The organism is Mycobacterium scrofulaceum, assembly GCF_002086735.1.
Classification (GTDB): domain Bacteria; phylum Actinomycetota; class Actinomycetes; order Mycobacteriales; family Mycobacteriaceae; genus Mycobacterium; species Mycobacterium scrofulaceum.
The window spans coordinates 42,734-57,779 of the sequence record NZ_MVIJ01000028.1 but is presented as its reverse complement, the minus strand read 5'-3'; the positions used below and the strand labels follow the sequence as shown (position 1 = coordinate 57,779).

The 15,046-nt window shown below is 68.2% G+C and carries 13 protein-coding genes; 1 reads left to right on the top strand and 12 read right to left on the bottom strand.

Annotated elements, in window-relative coordinates; genetic code table 11:
* Positions 1-15: 15 nt before the first annotated feature.
* On the bottom strand, positions 16-1,125 hold the full coding sequence (locus BST44_RS18110; RefSeq protein ID WP_083178484.1) for an LpqN/LpqT family lipoprotein: 1,110 nt from the start codon (positions 1,123-1,125) through the stop codon (positions 16-18).
* A 178-nt stretch (positions 1,126-1,303) separates the two neighbouring features.
* Between BST44_RS18110 and leuS the strand changes: the two genes are divergently transcribed.
* On the top strand, positions 1,304-4,216 hold the full coding sequence (gene leuS, locus BST44_RS18105) for a leucine--tRNA ligase (protein WP_083178507.1): 2,913 nt from the start codon (positions 1,304-1,306) through the stop codon (positions 4,214-4,216).
* Between the two features lie 11 nt (positions 4,217-4,227).
* On the opposite strand, the gene BST44_RS18100 is transcribed toward leuS, so the two are convergent.
* The 11 genes from BST44_RS18100 to BST44_RS18050 all read right to left on the bottom strand — a co-directional run bounded on the left by BST44_RS18100 (position 4,228) and on the right by BST44_RS18050 (position 15,030).
* Positions 4,228-4,899, bottom strand: coding sequence for an SDR family oxidoreductase (locus tag BST44_RS18100; RefSeq protein ID WP_083178483.1), 672 nt, complete (start codon positions 4,897-4,899; stop codon positions 4,228-4,230).
* Between the two features lie 48 nt (positions 4,900-4,947).
* Positions 4,948-5,454: a MarR family winged helix-turn-helix transcriptional regulator gene (locus tag BST44_RS18095; protein WP_007166968.1), complete on the bottom strand. Its 507-nt coding sequence runs from the start codon at positions 5,452-5,454 to the stop codon at positions 4,948-4,950.
* A gap of 79 nt (positions 5,455-5,533) precedes the next feature.
* Entirely contained in the window at positions 5,534-6,283 is a 750-nt protein-coding gene (locus tag BST44_RS18090) for an amino acid ABC transporter ATP-binding protein (RefSeq protein WP_083178482.1), read from the bottom strand.
* Positions 6,280-8,097: an ABC transporter substrate-binding protein/permease gene (locus tag BST44_RS18085; protein WP_083178481.1), complete on the bottom strand. Its 1,818-nt coding sequence runs from the start codon at positions 8,095-8,097 to the stop codon at positions 6,280-6,282. Before BST44_RS18085 ends, BST44_RS18090 begins: the two co-directional genes overlap by 4 nt.
* Positions 8,098-8,147: 50 nt before the next feature.
* Complete coding sequence (locus BST44_RS18080; RefSeq protein WP_083178480.1) at positions 8,148-8,885, bottom strand: GntR family transcriptional regulator; 738 nt, start codon at positions 8,883-8,885, stop codon at positions 8,148-8,150.
* A 107-nt stretch (positions 8,886-8,992) separates the two neighbouring features.
* Positions 8,993-9,778, bottom strand: a complete 786-nt coding sequence (locus tag BST44_RS18075) for an LLM class F420-dependent oxidoreductase (protein WP_083178479.1) — start codon at positions 9,776-9,778, stop codon at positions 8,993-8,995.
* Positions 9,779-9,793: 15 nt separating this feature from the next.
* Positions 9,794-10,699, bottom strand: coding sequence for an Rv0045c family esterase (locus BST44_RS18070; protein WP_439330737.1), 906 nt, complete (start codon positions 10,697-10,699; stop codon positions 9,794-9,796).
* A gap of 21 nt (positions 10,700-10,720) precedes the next feature.
* The gene (locus tag BST44_RS18065; RefSeq protein ID WP_083178477.1) at positions 10,721-11,929 is read right to left on the bottom strand and encodes a DUF1214 domain-containing protein; all 1,209 of its coding nucleotides are present in this window, start codon (positions 11,927-11,929) and stop codon (positions 10,721-10,723) included.
* Between the two features lie 2 nt (positions 11,930-11,931).
* Positions 11,932-12,735: a sugar phosphate isomerase/epimerase family protein gene (locus BST44_RS18060; protein ID WP_083178476.1), complete on the bottom strand. Its 804-nt coding sequence runs from the start codon at positions 12,733-12,735 to the stop codon at positions 11,932-11,934.
* Between the two features lies 1 nt (position 12,736).
* Positions 12,737-13,906 (bottom strand): sulfotransferase family protein, encoded by a 1,170-nt coding sequence (locus BST44_RS18055; RefSeq protein ID WP_083178475.1) that lies wholly within the window; start codon positions 13,904-13,906, stop codon positions 12,737-12,739.
* A complete protein-coding gene (locus BST44_RS18050) occupies positions 13,903-15,030 on the bottom strand; it encodes an LLM class flavin-dependent oxidoreductase (RefSeq protein WP_083178474.1) in 1,128 nt (375 codons plus the stop codon). Before BST44_RS18050 ends, BST44_RS18055 begins: the two co-directional genes overlap by 4 nt.
* Positions 15,031-15,046: the final 16 nt, after the last annotated feature.

Here is a 15,046-nt window from a genome sequence, read left to right as displayed (position 1 = left end):
CGCCCGGACGCGGGCCTAGTGCTGGAGAAACGAGAAGTTGGGCAGCGGCGGCAGGCCCGGAACCAGGGCCAACAGGTTCGGGGTGGGCTGGTGGCTGGGCATGGGCGCGGCGGGAAGAACCACCGGAGCCGTGGCCGAGGTCTGACGCAGCGGCGCCACCGCGGGCGGCTGCGCGACCGGGGCAGGAGCCGGTAACTGCCCGACCGGAGCGGTGACCGGCGGCTGCGCGGCCGGAGCGGCCGGCGCGGGGAGGCCGACCGGCGAGGCCGCGGGGGTTTGCGCGGGCGGCTGAACCGGGGCCCCGGGCACGGTGACGCGGAAGCCGTTGATGATGGCGTCGGTGGCCGGCGCGTCGGCCACGGCCACCGCCCGATCGGTGGTCACCGCGAGCGACACCAGGTACTTGTCGTGCCCGGAGGTGGCGATGACGTAGCGGCGCGAGGTGTTCAGCGTCATGTCGCCGTCGCGGTAGGTGCCCTCAACGACCGACGACGGAAAGCCGCCGAAATCGGCCATCGAGGCGTTGGTGGGCTGCCAGGCGAGCAGCTTCTGGCTGTCGACGTAGCCGTGGCTGATGGCCTCTCTCGGGTCGAAGTCGCCGACCAGCTTGTACACCACCACCTGGGCATTCGAGCTGTAGATGCTGCTGCCCTGCCGGTCGGCGATGACCGCAAACGCGTCGGGCACGTTGGGATCGGGCACCTGAGTCCAGCGAGCCGGCACCGGCAAGGTGATGTCGAGCGCCTTGAGCTCCTGCGGCTTTTGCGCCTCGAGCTTGACCCCCTTCGACTGCAGGTATTCACGGATCGTCCCCGAGGCGGCGGGCGTGACCGCGGGCGCCACCGGCGTGGCGGGTGCGACCGCGGCAGGGACGGGAGCGCCCGGAGCCGTCGGCGACACAACGGGATTCGACGCGGGAGGGGTGGCGAGGAGCCTGTTGGGAGGCGCCTGACCCGGCACGGCGGTGACGTTCTGCGGCGCGGGCGCCGGGATGGCGGGAACGGGCGACGGCGCCGGAAGCGATGGATCCGCCGATGCCTGCGCGCCCGTGACAACCGCCATGCCGATCAGGCCGGCGACCAATCCCCCGAGGAGCGCACGGTGGGCGGGGACGATCTCGATCATCTGCGTCGGTCCTTCCAGTGGCGCACTGCCAGAAGTTAGAGGCCGACTGTAACTACAGGTCAAAGGCGGTGAACAGGGCCGAAATAGAGCTGGGATGAACCCCTGATCGGTGCGCAACGGAACCGAGACCATCCTGTGGCCGGCGGCCGGCCGCAGACCGCCCTTATACCCTGTTCAGGTGACCGAATCCCCGACCACGGCCGCCGACCGCGAACCCGGTGCCGTTCAGGCCGACTCCGACGCGCCGACGTATCGCTACACGGCGGCGCTGGCGGGCCGTATCGAGAGCACGTGGCAGGAGAACTGGGCGAAGCTCGGCACGTTCAACGTGCCCAACCCGGTCGGTTCGTTGGCGCCAACGGATGGGACCCCGGTCCCCGCCGACAAGTTGTTCGTGCAGGACATGTTTCCGTATCCCTCGGGCGAGGGGCTCCACGTCGGCCACCCGCTGGGCTACATCGCCACCGACGTGTACGCCCGGTATTTCCGGATGACCGGGCATAACGTTCTGCACGCGTTGGGTTTCGACTCCTTCGGGCTGCCCGCCGAGCAATACGCCGTGCAGACAGGAACGCATCCGCGCACCCGCACCGAGGCCAACGTCGTGAACTTTCGGCGTCAGCTGGGCCGGCTGGGCCTCGGGCACGACAGCCGCCGCAGCTTTTCGACCACCGACGTCGAGTTCTACAAGTGGACGCAGTGGATTTTCCTGCAGATCTACAACGCCTGGTTCGACACCGCGGCCGGCAAGGCCCGGCCGATCGCCGAGTTGGTTGCCGAATTCGACTCCGGCGCGCGGCGCCTCGAGGACGGCCGCGACTGGGCGACGTTGTCGGCGGGGGAGCGGGCCGACGTGATCGACGGTCACCGACTGGTCTACCGCGCGGACTCGATGGTGAACTGGTGTCCGGGGCTGGGCACAGTGCTGGCCAACGAAGAGGTCACCGCCGACGGGCGCAGCGACCGCGGCAACTTTCCCGTGTTTCGGAAACGGTTGCGGCAGTGGATGATGCGCATCACCGCCTACGCCGATCGGCTGCTCGACGACCTGGATCTGCTGGACTGGCCGGAACCGGTCAAAACCATGCAGCGCAACTGGATTGGCCGTTCGACCGGGACCAGGGCGCTGTTCTCGGCCGCCACCACCAGCGGGGCGACGGTCGACATCGAGGTGTTCACCACGCGGCCCGACACCCTGTTCGGGGCCACCTACCTGGTGCTGGCCCCCGAGCACGAGCTGGTCGACGGGCTGGTCGCGGCGAGCTGGCCGGACGGTACGGACCCGCGGTGGACCTACGGCGCCGACAGTCCGGGCGAGGCCGTCGCCGCCTACCGGCGGGCGATCGCGGCCAAGTCGGACCTCGAGCGCCAGGAGAGCAGGGAGAAGACCGGCGTCTTTCTCGGCAGCTACGCCACCAACCCCGCCAACGGCAAGCCGGTGCCGATCTTCATCGCCGACTACGTGTTGGCCGGATACGGCACCGGTGCGATCATGGCGGTTCCGGGTCACGACCAGCGCGACTGGGACTTCGCCCATGAGCTCGGCCTGCCGATCGTGGAAGTGATTGCCGGCGGCGACATCTCGCAGGGCGCCTACCCGGGTGACGGTGTGCTGGTCAACTCCGGCTACCTCGACGGTATGGACGTCTCGGCGGCGAAGGAAGCGATCACCGCCCGTTTGGAGGCGGAGGGCCGCGGCAAGGCTCGCATCGAGTTCAAGCTGCGGGACTGGCTTTTCGCCCGGCAGCGCTACTGGGGTGAGCCGTTCCCGATCGTCTACGACAGCGACGGACGCGCACACGCGCTCGACGAGACCGCACTGCCGGTTGAACTGCCCGACGTGCCCGACTATTCGCCGGTGCTCTTCGACCCCGACGACGCCGACAGCGAGCCGTCGCCGCCGCTGGCCAAGGCAACCGATTGGGTGCATGTCGAACTGGACCTCGGCGACGGCCTGCAGCCCTACACCCGCGACACCAACGTGATGCCGCAGTGGGCGGGCAGCTCCTGGTACGAACTGCGCTACACCGACCCGCACAACTCTGAACGGTTGTGCGCCAAGGAGAACGAGGCCTATTGGATGGGCCCGCGGCCCGCGGAGCACGGCCCGCAGGACCCCGGCGGCGTCGACTTGTACGTCGGTGGCGCCGAACACGCGGTGCTGCACCTGCTGTACGCGAGGTTCTGGCACAAGGTTCTCTACGACCTCGGCCACATCAGCTCGCGGGAGCCGTACCGCCGGCTGGTCAACCAGGGCTACATCCAAGCCTTCGCTTACACCGACTCGCGCGGGTCGTACGTCCCGGCCGACGAGGTGGTCGAACGCGACGGCCGCTTTTACTACCCGGGCCCCGGCGGCGAGATCGAAGTCTTCCAGGAATTCGGCAAAATCGGTAAGAGCCTGAAGAATTCGATCTCACCCGACGAGATCTGCGACGAATACGGCGCCGATACGCTGCGGGTGTACGAGATGTCGATGGGCCCGTTGGAGGCCTCCCGGCCATGGGCTACCAAAGACGTCGTCGGGGCGCATCGCTTCCTGCAGCGGGTCTGGCGGCTGGTCGTCGACGAGCAGACCGGCAAGACACGGGTGGTCGACATGGCCGAGGAACGGGAGCTCGACACCGCGACCCTGCGCGTGCTGCACCGCACCATCGCGGGGGTCTCGGAAGACTATGCCGCACTGCGGAATAACACCGCGGCGGCCAAGTTGATCGAATACACCAACCACCTCACCAAGGAGCATCGCGACGCGGTGCCGCGGGCGGCGGTCGAGCCGCTGGTGTTGATGCTCGCCCCGCTGGCCCCGCACATGGCCGAGGAGTTGTGGCTGCGGCTGGGCCACAGCACGTCGCTGGCGCACGGCCCGTTCCCACAGGCCGATCCCGCCTACCTGGTCGACGACAGCGTCGAATACCCGGTTCAGGTCAACGGCAAGGTGCGAGGGCGGGTGGTGGTGGCCGCCGACGCCGACCAGGACACCCTCAAGGCCGCGGCGTTGTCGGACGAAAAGGTGCAGGCGTTTTTGGCGGGCGCCAACCCGCGCAAGGTGATCGTGGTGCCCGGACGGCTGGTCAACCTGGTGGTGTAGCGGTCGGCCGGTCAGCGGCCTGTGGGCCGCAACACCACCTCGTGGACGTGGCCGTCCGGCGGCGTGGCCACCACATTGGCGACCGCGGTGGCGACGGTTTCGGGCTTGAGAAACTTGGCGGCGTCATACGCGCGGCCCTCGAACGCGACGAGTTCGCGCTGCATCTCGCTGTCGGTGCGCCCGGGGTACACCGTCGTCACCCGAAGATCTGGTTCGTCAGCGCGCAACGAATCGGCGAAGGCGCGCAACGCGAACTTACTGGCCGAGTAGGACGCCATGCCGGGGGAAACGTTGCGTCCCGCACCGGAGTTGATGAATACCACCTGACCGTGAGCGCGCCGCAGCGCCGGCAGTAGCGCCAGCGTAAGTTCCACCGGTCCAAACACGTTGACCGCGAAGGTGGCACGCCACTCGTCGACATTCGAGTCCGCCACATGACCCGGAATGGACACCCCGGCGTTATGCACCAGGACGTCGAGTTCGTCCACGATCTCGCAGGCGGCCTCGATGTCACCCGGGTCGGTCAGGTCCAGCGGAAAGGTCGTCGAACCGAGCCGCTCGGCGACGGCGTCGAGGCGGTCCGAAGGCCGGCCGGCCAGCAGCACGGTATGGGTGGGGGCCAGCGCCGTGGCGATCGCGGAGCCGATGCCGCCACCGGCGCCGGTGATGAGTGCAGTGGGCATGTACTGCAGTCTACGTGCGTCGCGAAAGCCGTTGCAGATGCGTCGGTTTCACGCTTCTTTGCACGCCGGAGGCTCGCCTGCGGGGCCGGACGCCGGTTCTCCGGAGGCCAGCCGCTCCAGCGGCGCCAGCGCCTGCATCAGGGTGCTGAGGTCGGATGCGGGGAGCTGACTGAGCATCGCCGCCAGGGAAGCGCGCCGGTTGGCCAATGACTCACCGTGCACGGCACGCCCGCGCGGGGTGATGTCGACAAGCACCGCCCGCAGGTCGGACGGGTCGCGCGAGCGTTTCACCAGCCCCAGCTTTTCCAGCCGGCGGATCGCCACGGTGGTCGTGGGCGTCCGCACGCGTTCGTGGGCCGCCAGGTCGGTCATCCGAATCGGCCCCTGATCCAGCAGGGTGACGAGGATCGACAGCTGCGCCAGGGTCAGCTCACCCGCTGCCGCGGTGCCGCTCGGGTCCCCACGCCGCAGAATCGAAAACAATTTGGACAGCGCACGGTGTAACCCCTCCGCAAGCTCGGTCACGTCGGCCGAGGTGGATTCGCTGTCCGCCATAAACGGGGAGTCTAACGTGATATCAGGCGCGGACAAGATAGCTACGCCTACTGGCGAGTAGTGAACGGCGGTGCGGCGGTCAAAGCACTTGAGACAGAAATCGCTGCAAACGCTCGGTCCGCGCGGCTTCGAAAATCTGCTCCGGAGGCCCGGATTCCACGACCTTGCCGCGGTCCATGAAAACAACGGTGTCGGATGCCGAGCGGGCAAAGCCCATTTCGTGGGTGACGACGATCATCGTCATGCCGTCGGCCCCGAGATCGGCAATGAGTTGCAGAATTCCCTTGACCATTTCGGGATCCAGCGCCGAGGTGGCCTCGTCGAAAAACATCACCTGCGGGGCCATGGCCAGCGCGCGGGCGATGGCGACGCGTTGTTGCTGGCCGCCGGACAGCATCCCGGGCCGTGCATCGGCCTTGTGTCTCAGCCCAACTCGGTCCAATTGCGCCAGCGCCAGGTCGCGCGCCTCGTCGGCGGCCAGGCGCCGCAACTTGCGTGGCGCCATCGCCACGTTTTTCAGCACGCTCAGGTGCGGGAAAAGGTTGAAATGTTGAAACACCATGCCGATCCGCTGGCGCAGCTCGTTGGGATCGTCGCGCAACACCGACCGGCCGTCCAGCAGGATGTCGCCGCTATCGGGTTCGTGCAAGCGGTTCAGGGTGCGCAGCAGCGTCGACTTGCCCGAGCCGGACGGCCCGATGACGGCGACGGTGGTACCCGCCGGAGCCTCGAAGTCGACGCCGCGCAGCACCTTGTTTCCGCCCAAGGTCTGATGAATGTCCCTGGCGGCCAACGAGACTGACCGGTGGCCGGCGGCGGGATCGCTCACGTGATCTCCTGGCCGAACGTCGTCGCGAGCAGGTCGGAACCGTCGTCCGGGTCAGCGGTACTGCGCCCGCGGCGCAGGCGAGCGTCGATGTAGTTGACCAAATGCGTCAACGGGATGGTCAATATGAGATAGAAGAGGCCGGCGGCCACCAGCGGCGACAGGCTCCCGGTCTGGGCGTTCAAATCCCGGCCCACCTGGAAGAGCTCTCGCTGATCGGCGATGAGGCCAAGGAAGTACACCAACGCGGAGGCCTTCAACAACCCGATGAACTGGTTTACCAGCGCGGGCAGCACCCGCCGTATTCCTTGCGGCACCACTACCAGCCGCATCGCGGTCGGATAGCTGAATCCCAGCGCGCGGGAGGCCTCCAACTGGCCGGGGTCGACACTTTGAATCCCGGAACGCAGGATTTCGCCGATGTAGGCGGCCGCCATCAAGCCCAACGCCGCAATCCCCAACGGGTACGGATTCTTGTTCGTCAATCCGCCGACCAGTGGTCCGACGCCCATGCCGATGAGCAGAATGATGACCACTTCGGGCAGGCCGCGGAAGATATCGGTGTACACCCGCGCCGGCCAGCGCAGCCATCGCCGGTTCGAGATGCCCGCCATGGCCAGCACCATCCCCAGCGCCAGGCCGATCACGATGGCGCTGTTGGTCAGGATCAACGTGTTCGGCAGCCCCGTCGTCAACAGGACGGGGATGGTCCGCCGGTACATCTCCCAGTCGAAGAACGAGTCGCGCAGCTGGGCGAGCGTCGACTTCGGCGCGGAAGGACCGGCGGCGGCGCGATGCTGGCTCGCGGCGATCGCGGCGAAGTCCGGCAGGTGGGGAACGGGCGCGGCGTTCGACCCCGGTTTCCACCCCGGCGGCAACGTCCGCGGCACCCATTGGCAGTACAGCTTCGCCCAGGTGCCGTCGGCGATGACCGCGTCCAGCCCGGAGTTCAGCGCATCGATCAGCGGCTGGTTCTCCCTGGCCACCGCGTAGGCCACGAAATTGCCTGGGCTGAAAGTGTTCGCGACGGTCACCGCGGGATCGCCGGGCCGGATGACGGTCGAGGCAAGGGTGCCGGGCGCCACCCACGCATCGATCTGCCGCGTCTTGAGGCTCGCGTACAGCGTGGCGAAGCCGGGGTACTTCACCGGCTGCAGATGCAGGGTGTCGACGACGTAGGACTCCTCGACGGTGCCCTGGACCACGCCGATCCGCTGGCCGGCCACCAGGTCGCCGAAGTCGTGGATCGGCGAGCCGGGGGGCACCACCAGGGAGTAGAAGCCGAAGTCGTAGCCGTTGGTGAACGAGACGGTGCGGCGGCGCTCGTCGGTGGCTTTCACCGACGCCGAGCCCACGTCGAACCGCCGGGAAGCCACCTGCGCCAGCAGCGCGGAGAAGTCGGTGCTGACGAAGCGCAGCTGCAGGTGCAACTTGTCGGCGACGGCGCGCAGCAGCAGGTTGTCGAAGCCACTGAACTCACCGGTCGGGTTGATGCAGACGTTGGGCGGGGCGTCCGACAGCGTGCCCACCGTGAGGACGCCCGGCGTGCCGAGGCCCAGGGCGCCGACATCGACCGACGTGAGCGGTTCGACGGAGTTCGTGGTGTCCGGGTCTTCTTGCGGAGTAGGCCGGTTTTCGGTCAGATCCTTGGGCAAGGCCCGGGCGCTGTCCAATCCGGCCGGCGCGCATTGATTCCAGTCGGCGCCGGCGGGCGCGGCCAGCCCGCCTAATGCCATGCCGCACACCAACACCGTCGTCGCGGCCAGTCCGAACAGCCTTCCGCGGCGCTGGGTGCGTCCGTCCACGCGCACGTTCATCCCTGCCACCGTATCGACCGGCCGGGGGCTTCGTCGGGTGAGCGCCCGGCTTAGATCGCCAGCGGCTCCACGTCGACGGTTTCGGCGTCGGCGAGTACCTCGAGCCGCCCGGGCATCATGGGGGCGACGTCGTCGGGTGGGGTGAACACCCTGCGCCTGGAAAGTTCGGCGAGCATGGTCTGCGCCATCAGGTAGGAGCGACCCACGCAGGCGGCCCGGGCGGCCTCGGGATCACGCCGGTGGATCGCGGCGGTCTCGTCCTCGTAGAACGGCAGCACTTCGTCGCGGCCGCCCTGATAAATGAGCCAGAAGACCCGGGGGACGAGGTTTTGCGAGGCGCGGATCGTGGCATGCAACCGCGGTCCGGCGTATTCGTCGTTGATGGTGCGCCGGTACTCGTCGGCGAGGTCACAGAACGCCCGCGAATCCTTGGCGGTGCGCAGCGATCGCATCAGGGCGTCGAGTTGGCCCAGGATCCGCGGGGTGGGACTGGTGGCTGCGCGCGCGGACGCGATGCCGTTGAGCAGGCCGTCGAGCTCGTGATGCTCGAGGACGGTGGCTTCGTCGAACCGCTCGACGAACGCTCCCCGGTGATAACGGGTGGAGACAATGCCGTCGTGTTCGAGTTGGACCAACGCCTCTTGAATGGGGACGCGGCTTACTCCCAGCCCGAGCGCGATCTCATTGCGATCGACGCGGTCGCCGGTGCGTAACTTCCCCGTCAGCAAGAGGTGAAGGATGTGCGAAACAACCAGGTCCTTTTCTTTGACCCCGTATTTCTTCGGCATTCGTTGTTGAGTCTCTTTCAAACCCGGTGCGGCCAGCTAGCGCGAGAAGTTTCTCACGAGTGGGCTCGTACTTTCCGGTGTTTGGCCGATAAATGGCGGAGACGGCTTTACCGACTATCCCGCCAGCGGCACAGTGCTTCCGCGGCGCCGAGGTCGTAATCGGGACCGTCGCACGCCACGGTCAGGAGCGTGACGCCCAGGCCGACGAGGTTTTCGGCATTGTCGACCAGCGCGCCGCGGTCCGGGACGGCGGCCGAGCGTTCGATGTCCGCAGGGTCGCGCCCGACGTCGGCGCAGTGCCGGGCCAGAACTTCCGACTTCGCCGGGAATTCGTCGGCGGAGGTGAAGCTGTGCCACACGTCGGCGTATTCGGCGACCAGACGCAACGTCTTGCGTTCGCCCCCGCCGCCGATGAGGACCGGGATGTCGCGCGTCGGCGGCGGATTGAGTTTGGCCAGCCGGGACTTGATCCGGGGCAGCGCGCCCGCGAGGTCGTCCAGGCGGCTACCCGCGGAGCCGAATTCGTAGCCGTACTCGTCGTAGTCCTTCTGCTTCCAGCCCGAACCGATCCCGAGCACGAGCCGGCCGTCGCTGATGTGGTCGACGGTCCGGGCCGTGTCGGCCAGCAACTCGGGATTCCGGTAGGAGTTGCAGGTGACCAGCGCGCCGATCTGGATGCGCGAGGTCTGCTCGGCCCAGGCCCCGAGCATGGTCCAGCACTCGAAATGCGCGCCGTCGGGGTCGCCGTAGAGGGGGAAGAAGTGATCCCAGTTGAAGGCGATGTCGACGCCGATGTCCTCGCAGCGGCGCACGGCGTCACGGATTTGGCGGTATTGCGGCGCGTGCTGGGGCTGCAGTTGCACGCCGATGCGGACGGGCAGATCAGGGCTCATGAGACCACCGTAGGCTCACCGCCCGTCGAGCACCCGGCGCAGCAGATCGATGAGGGCGAGGGGCTGGTCGCTTTGCACGGAGTGGCCGGAATTCTCGACGACGTGTGCGGTACGGAAATGCTTTGTGCGGCGGCTCAGTTCGGTCGCGTCGTCGTCGCTGACGAATCCTGACTTGCCGCCGCGGATGAGGGTGATCGGCGCGGACAGCGTATCCACGTCGTCCCACAGGACGTCGAAATCCGGGAACTTGCGGATGGCGTCGTAGCGCCACGTCCAGTTGCCGTTGTCCAGCCGGCGTGAGTTGTGAAAGACGCCGCGGCGCAGCGCCTTCACCTCGCGGTGCGGGGCCGCGGCGATCGTCAGGTCCAGCATGGCCTGGAAGCTGGGGAATTCCCGTTCGCCGTGCATCAACGCGACCGTGCCCTGCTGCTCCTTGGTCATCTCCGAGTGCCGTTGCAGCGCCGACGGCGTGACGTCGATCAGGACGAGTTCGTTCACGAGTTCGGGCGCCACCGCGGCCAACCGTAACGCGGTCAGCCCGCCCAGCGACATGCCGACGACGAGATCGGCGCCGGGGGCGTGCTCGCGCACCGCCGGCAGCAGGGCGTCGGCGTTGATCTGCGGCGAGTAGTCGCCGTCTTCGCGCCATCCCGAATGGCCGTGGCCGGGCAGATCCACGGCCAGTGCGGGCTCGCCGAGGCCGACGATGACGGTGTCCCAGGTGTGCGCGTTCTGCCCACCGCCGTGCAGGAAGACGATCCGCGGTGCAGTGGCGCCCCAGCGCAGCGCGCTGATCTTGCTCGCCCCCGTGCCCGTCTCGACGCGGCGCACGTCGGGCAGCGGACCGGTGACGCCCGCCTGCTCGGCGTTCTCGGCCAGGAGCGCGAATTCGGATAGCCCGTCCAGGTCTTCTTCGGAGATCTCGGCCACGATCTACAGACACTAGAGGACATAACGACGGCGAATGCCGTGGAACCGTTCCCACATCGCGGCGGTGCGCTGCGCGGGAGTCACCAGGGCGGTGTCCGCCGGTAGGGCGGTGAGCACGTCGTCGTGCTTGACGACACGGGTGCTCAGCGCCGCGGGCTCGCCTTCGAGCATGTGCCGGTAGGTCAGGTTGCCGCACCGGAAGCCCTGGGTATCGAGCCAGTTGTGCACGCGCGGGTCGCGGTGAGCCAGGACGAGCCGGATGCGCCCGTCGGTGTCGGTCGTGGCACGGCTCGGCGTGTAGCTCACCGGCCGGTAGAGGTAGTCCATGCTGTTGAAGAAGACGCCCATGTTGGTCAGCATCCACAGGCCGTCATGGATGTCGAATTCGACGATCAGCGCCTCGTCGTCGGCCAGCTCCCAATACATGTTGATGGCGGCGCGGCCGCGCCTGCCGTCGGCGTCGGTCGTGTCCACGCGGGGGAAGGTGTTCGGGCGCTCGGCGTCGACGCCGCCGTAGGTGAAGGGGAATTCGGGCCAGTCGGCCATCAGACCGGTGATGAAATCACCGGCCCAGCGCATCGCCGCGACCATCTCGGTGGGCGACGGCAGCGGCTTGGGGGAGTCCATGTCGACCCGCTCGATGCGCAGCTGTGCCGGCAGCTCGTCCCAGCGGTCGAATCCTTGGCGGACGAACAGTTTGCGTGATCCGCCGGTGGTGGGCAGCCAGTTCGGCCCGCGCTTGGGCCCACCGATGTAGAGCTCGAATTGTCCGTCGTCGCCGATGTCGAGGTGATGGCCAAGCAGGTTGGCTTCGGGTGTGTCACCGAAGGGTTCGTGCAGCACGCCGGGGCCGGGGACGCGCGGCCCCTGGACGGTGACATTGAAAAACCTTGCGGTGCCGCGGCTGCCGGTGAGCCGGTAGGTTGAGCGCCCGTCGATCCATGCCTGCTGGTAGGTGAAGTCGGCACAGTCGCCGCCGAGCTTGCGAGTGGGGCCGCAGAATGCGTGCAGCACCGGGTAGCGGGTGTCGCGGGTTTCGAGCGCCAAATCGAAAGCCTGGCCCAGGTTTTGGGTGAGGAATCGGTAGGCGTCCACGCGATGCACGGCGGAGGCCGGGTTGGCCTGCTTGAAGACCTGCTCACCCGCCCGCTGCAGGCGCGCGCAGAATTCGGCCCAGGCGGACTGCAGTTCCGCGTCATGGGGACCGTCACCGTAAGCCATCCCTAAGCCCCAAGCCTGTCCAGGATCGCGCCGACGGCATCGCATGCGCGGCGGGCGGATTCGCGGCGGCCCTCCCGGTCGATGCGGGGGCCGATCAGTTCCAGGTCGAAACCGTGCGCGTAGCCGCCGGCGACGGCTTGGGCGACGATCGCCTCGATCGGGATCGCGCCGTCGCCGGGGACCGCCCTGCCGGGCAGTGCCCGGTCGCCGAGCACGTAGTCGCTCAACTGGATGAGCGCGGTGCGCGGCAGCGCCCGCTGCAGCGTCGCGTCGAAATCGCCCTCCGCCCAACAGTGGAACACGTCGATGCAGACAGCCAGCTCGGCCATCTCGGCCAGCGCGACGGTGTCGCGCAGGGTATGGGCGATGTGGAGGTCGGCGTACAGGCTGGAGGCGTTCTCGATGGCCAGCGCCGGCCCGGCCGCGTGGGCGTGCGCCACGCAGGGGGCGACCATGGCGCAGAACCGTTCGGCGGCTTGCCCCCAGCTGAGGCCGCCGCGCCCGCCGGTGAGCAGGTAGACCGTGCGAGCGCCGGCGGCGGCCGCGGCGTCGATCACGGTGCACAGCGCGTCGCGGGCGGGCTGCGGGTCGCCGGACAGCGCGCCGCCGGCGAAGAGGTGATAGACGGCCTCCACGGTATAATCGTTGCACTGCAACAGGATCGGAAAGTCCGGGTCGAGCAGCTCGCTGTCCAGCACGCTCAGACGGGACACCCCGAGCGCGGCCCAATGCGCCGTCATCTCGGTGAGCGAGTCGCCGTAGAAGGTGACGTCGTGCACGGACAGCCGTTTGTGTGCGCCGGTCACGTCACGGCCGGTTCTCGATGGCGACGCCGAATCGCTCCCGAAACGGCCGGAACTCCGCGTGCAGCGCGTCTAGGTCCTCGCCGATGTCGGTCAGCAGCCGGGTGGAGTAGGTGAACTTGCCATGGCGGTCGCCGCGGTTGTTGGCCAGGTACGCGCGCATCACCGATTCGGCGCGGCCGGTCAGCTCGCGACCGCAGAACGCGTAGTAGCGCCGGACGGTGCCGATGTGGTCGGCGATGAAGTCCGAGTAGCGGACGTGCAGGATGCGCGGATCGTCCACCAGCGGATTGCTCATCGTGTTCGCGATGCTGGCGCGGGTCATCTCGAGGTGCTTCTTGGCCTCGGCGTGCAGGTCGACCGGACCGACGATGCCGTCGGCGATGTCGGCCATCATCATCGTGCGTGACGCGGCGACCTGTACGGGGTCGCGGTGCAGCCACACCATGCGCGCGTCGGGATACGTGTCGAACAGCTCCTTGAGCCGGAACCCGTGAAATCCTTTGAGCACCCAGTGCTTCCGCGGCCGACGGTATTGCAGCTGCTGCAGCATGGCCTTGTGCAGCCGATATTGCGCCGCCGCGTCGGTGGCCAGTCCGCTGACCAGCGACTGCATCGGCACGCGCCACCAGGCGGTCGGTGTCATCACCCGGAAGTCGAACGCCCACGTGCGCTCGTCCTCGGGCAGGCCATCGCCCAGCATGTCGTTGTAGGGGTGGCTGTGCAGCCACTTGGGCATCTTGGCGTTGATCTCGCGCCAGTCGGCGTCGGCCCGCGCGCGGCGGGGGTCGTCGGGACCGGCCAGCCCGGGGGGCGGTGACGGATACATCACCTCCCAGAACCGCAGCGCCCGCGCCTGCGGATCGACGGACATCAGCGCGTGCATCAGCGTTGTGCCCGAACGGGGTTCGCCGGTGACGAACATCGGCTCCTCGATCACCTCGTCACCGACCGGGTAGCGGTTACGGTCCCCGATGAATTCCAGCCGCGACGTCAGCAGCCATCGGCATACCTGCGCCGCTTGCCGGTTGCCGTCGGCGTTCATGCCGAGGGCGTTGAGGTGCTCGACGGCGACGGTGAAGCGCTGCGGCAGCGTCGGATCGCCGTAATCGCTCAGACCGGTGGCTTGCTGCGCGTCGGCGAGCAGCTGGGCGGCGTCGAGGCGGGTCGTCACGCCGGCACCCCGCAGAGCCGCATCAGCTCGTCTTCGGCAGCGCGGACGTTGGCCGCCGACGCCTCCGCGAAGCTCAGGCCGGCCATAGCGGCGTAGTCGAGGATCTTGGGCACGCGCAGGCCCGCGTCCACATAGGCCTTGACGATCTTGGCGACCTGCGCCGGTGTGCCATGCGGCACCACCGCCAGTATCATCTCGGCCCGCGCCATGTCGAGGAAGTCGAGGATGCGCTCGCGGGTGAGCACCGCCGGGTCGATGTCCTGGAACCCGCGCCATCGATCGCCCATCGGGTGCTCGAAGCCGAAGGCGCGCAACGTTTCCGCGGACACCTGCAGGAGGAACGCCTTGACCAGGGGGGCCTGCAGGATTCGGGCCAGGGCGTCGTCGTCTGTCCCGATCAGGCACACCTGGATGAAGCAGGGTGTGATCGCCAGCGGGTCGCGGCCCGCGCGCTCCGCCGAAGCCCTTACCGCGCCGAGCATCTCGGCGTAGTGCTCCGGCGTCCAGGCGCCGGCCGGCCACCATCCGTCGGCGTGCCGACCGGTGAGGTCCAGCATCCGGGGGCCGCTGGCGCCGATCCAGATCTGCGGCGTGTTGCCCGCGTAGGGTTCGGTGTCCAGCCGGGCGTGGCGCAGGGAGTAGAACCGGCCGTCGAAGTCGACAGGGCCGTCGCTGTCCCACAGCAGCCGGATCACCGTGAGGGCTTCCTCGAAGCGGCTGACCGGTCTGGCGAAGTCGAATCCGTAGGGCAGGGTGTTCTCGCTCTCGCCGCTGCCCAGCCCGAGGATGAAACGGCCCTTGGCGAGGTGGTCGATCGTGAGCGCCGTCTGGGCGAGCATGCTGGGGTGGCGGCGCACGGTGTCGACGACCGCGCTGACGAGCGGAACGTTCTCCGTCAGCACGGCGGCCGCCGCGGCGACCGCGAGCCCGTCCAGGTGGCGGTGCGGAGACGGGGAGGCGGTGGCCAGGTCGGTGAACTCGGGGGTCCAGATCGCGTCGGGCCAGAAGCTGACCATGTGGTCGGGCAGCCAGATCGAGTGGTATCGGCCGCTGTCCAACTCCTGGAGCCGGGACAGGTCGAGGGGGAGCGTCGTGCGCAAGAACGCGGCGGGCTGAACGGTCATCGAGAGATGATGCTAA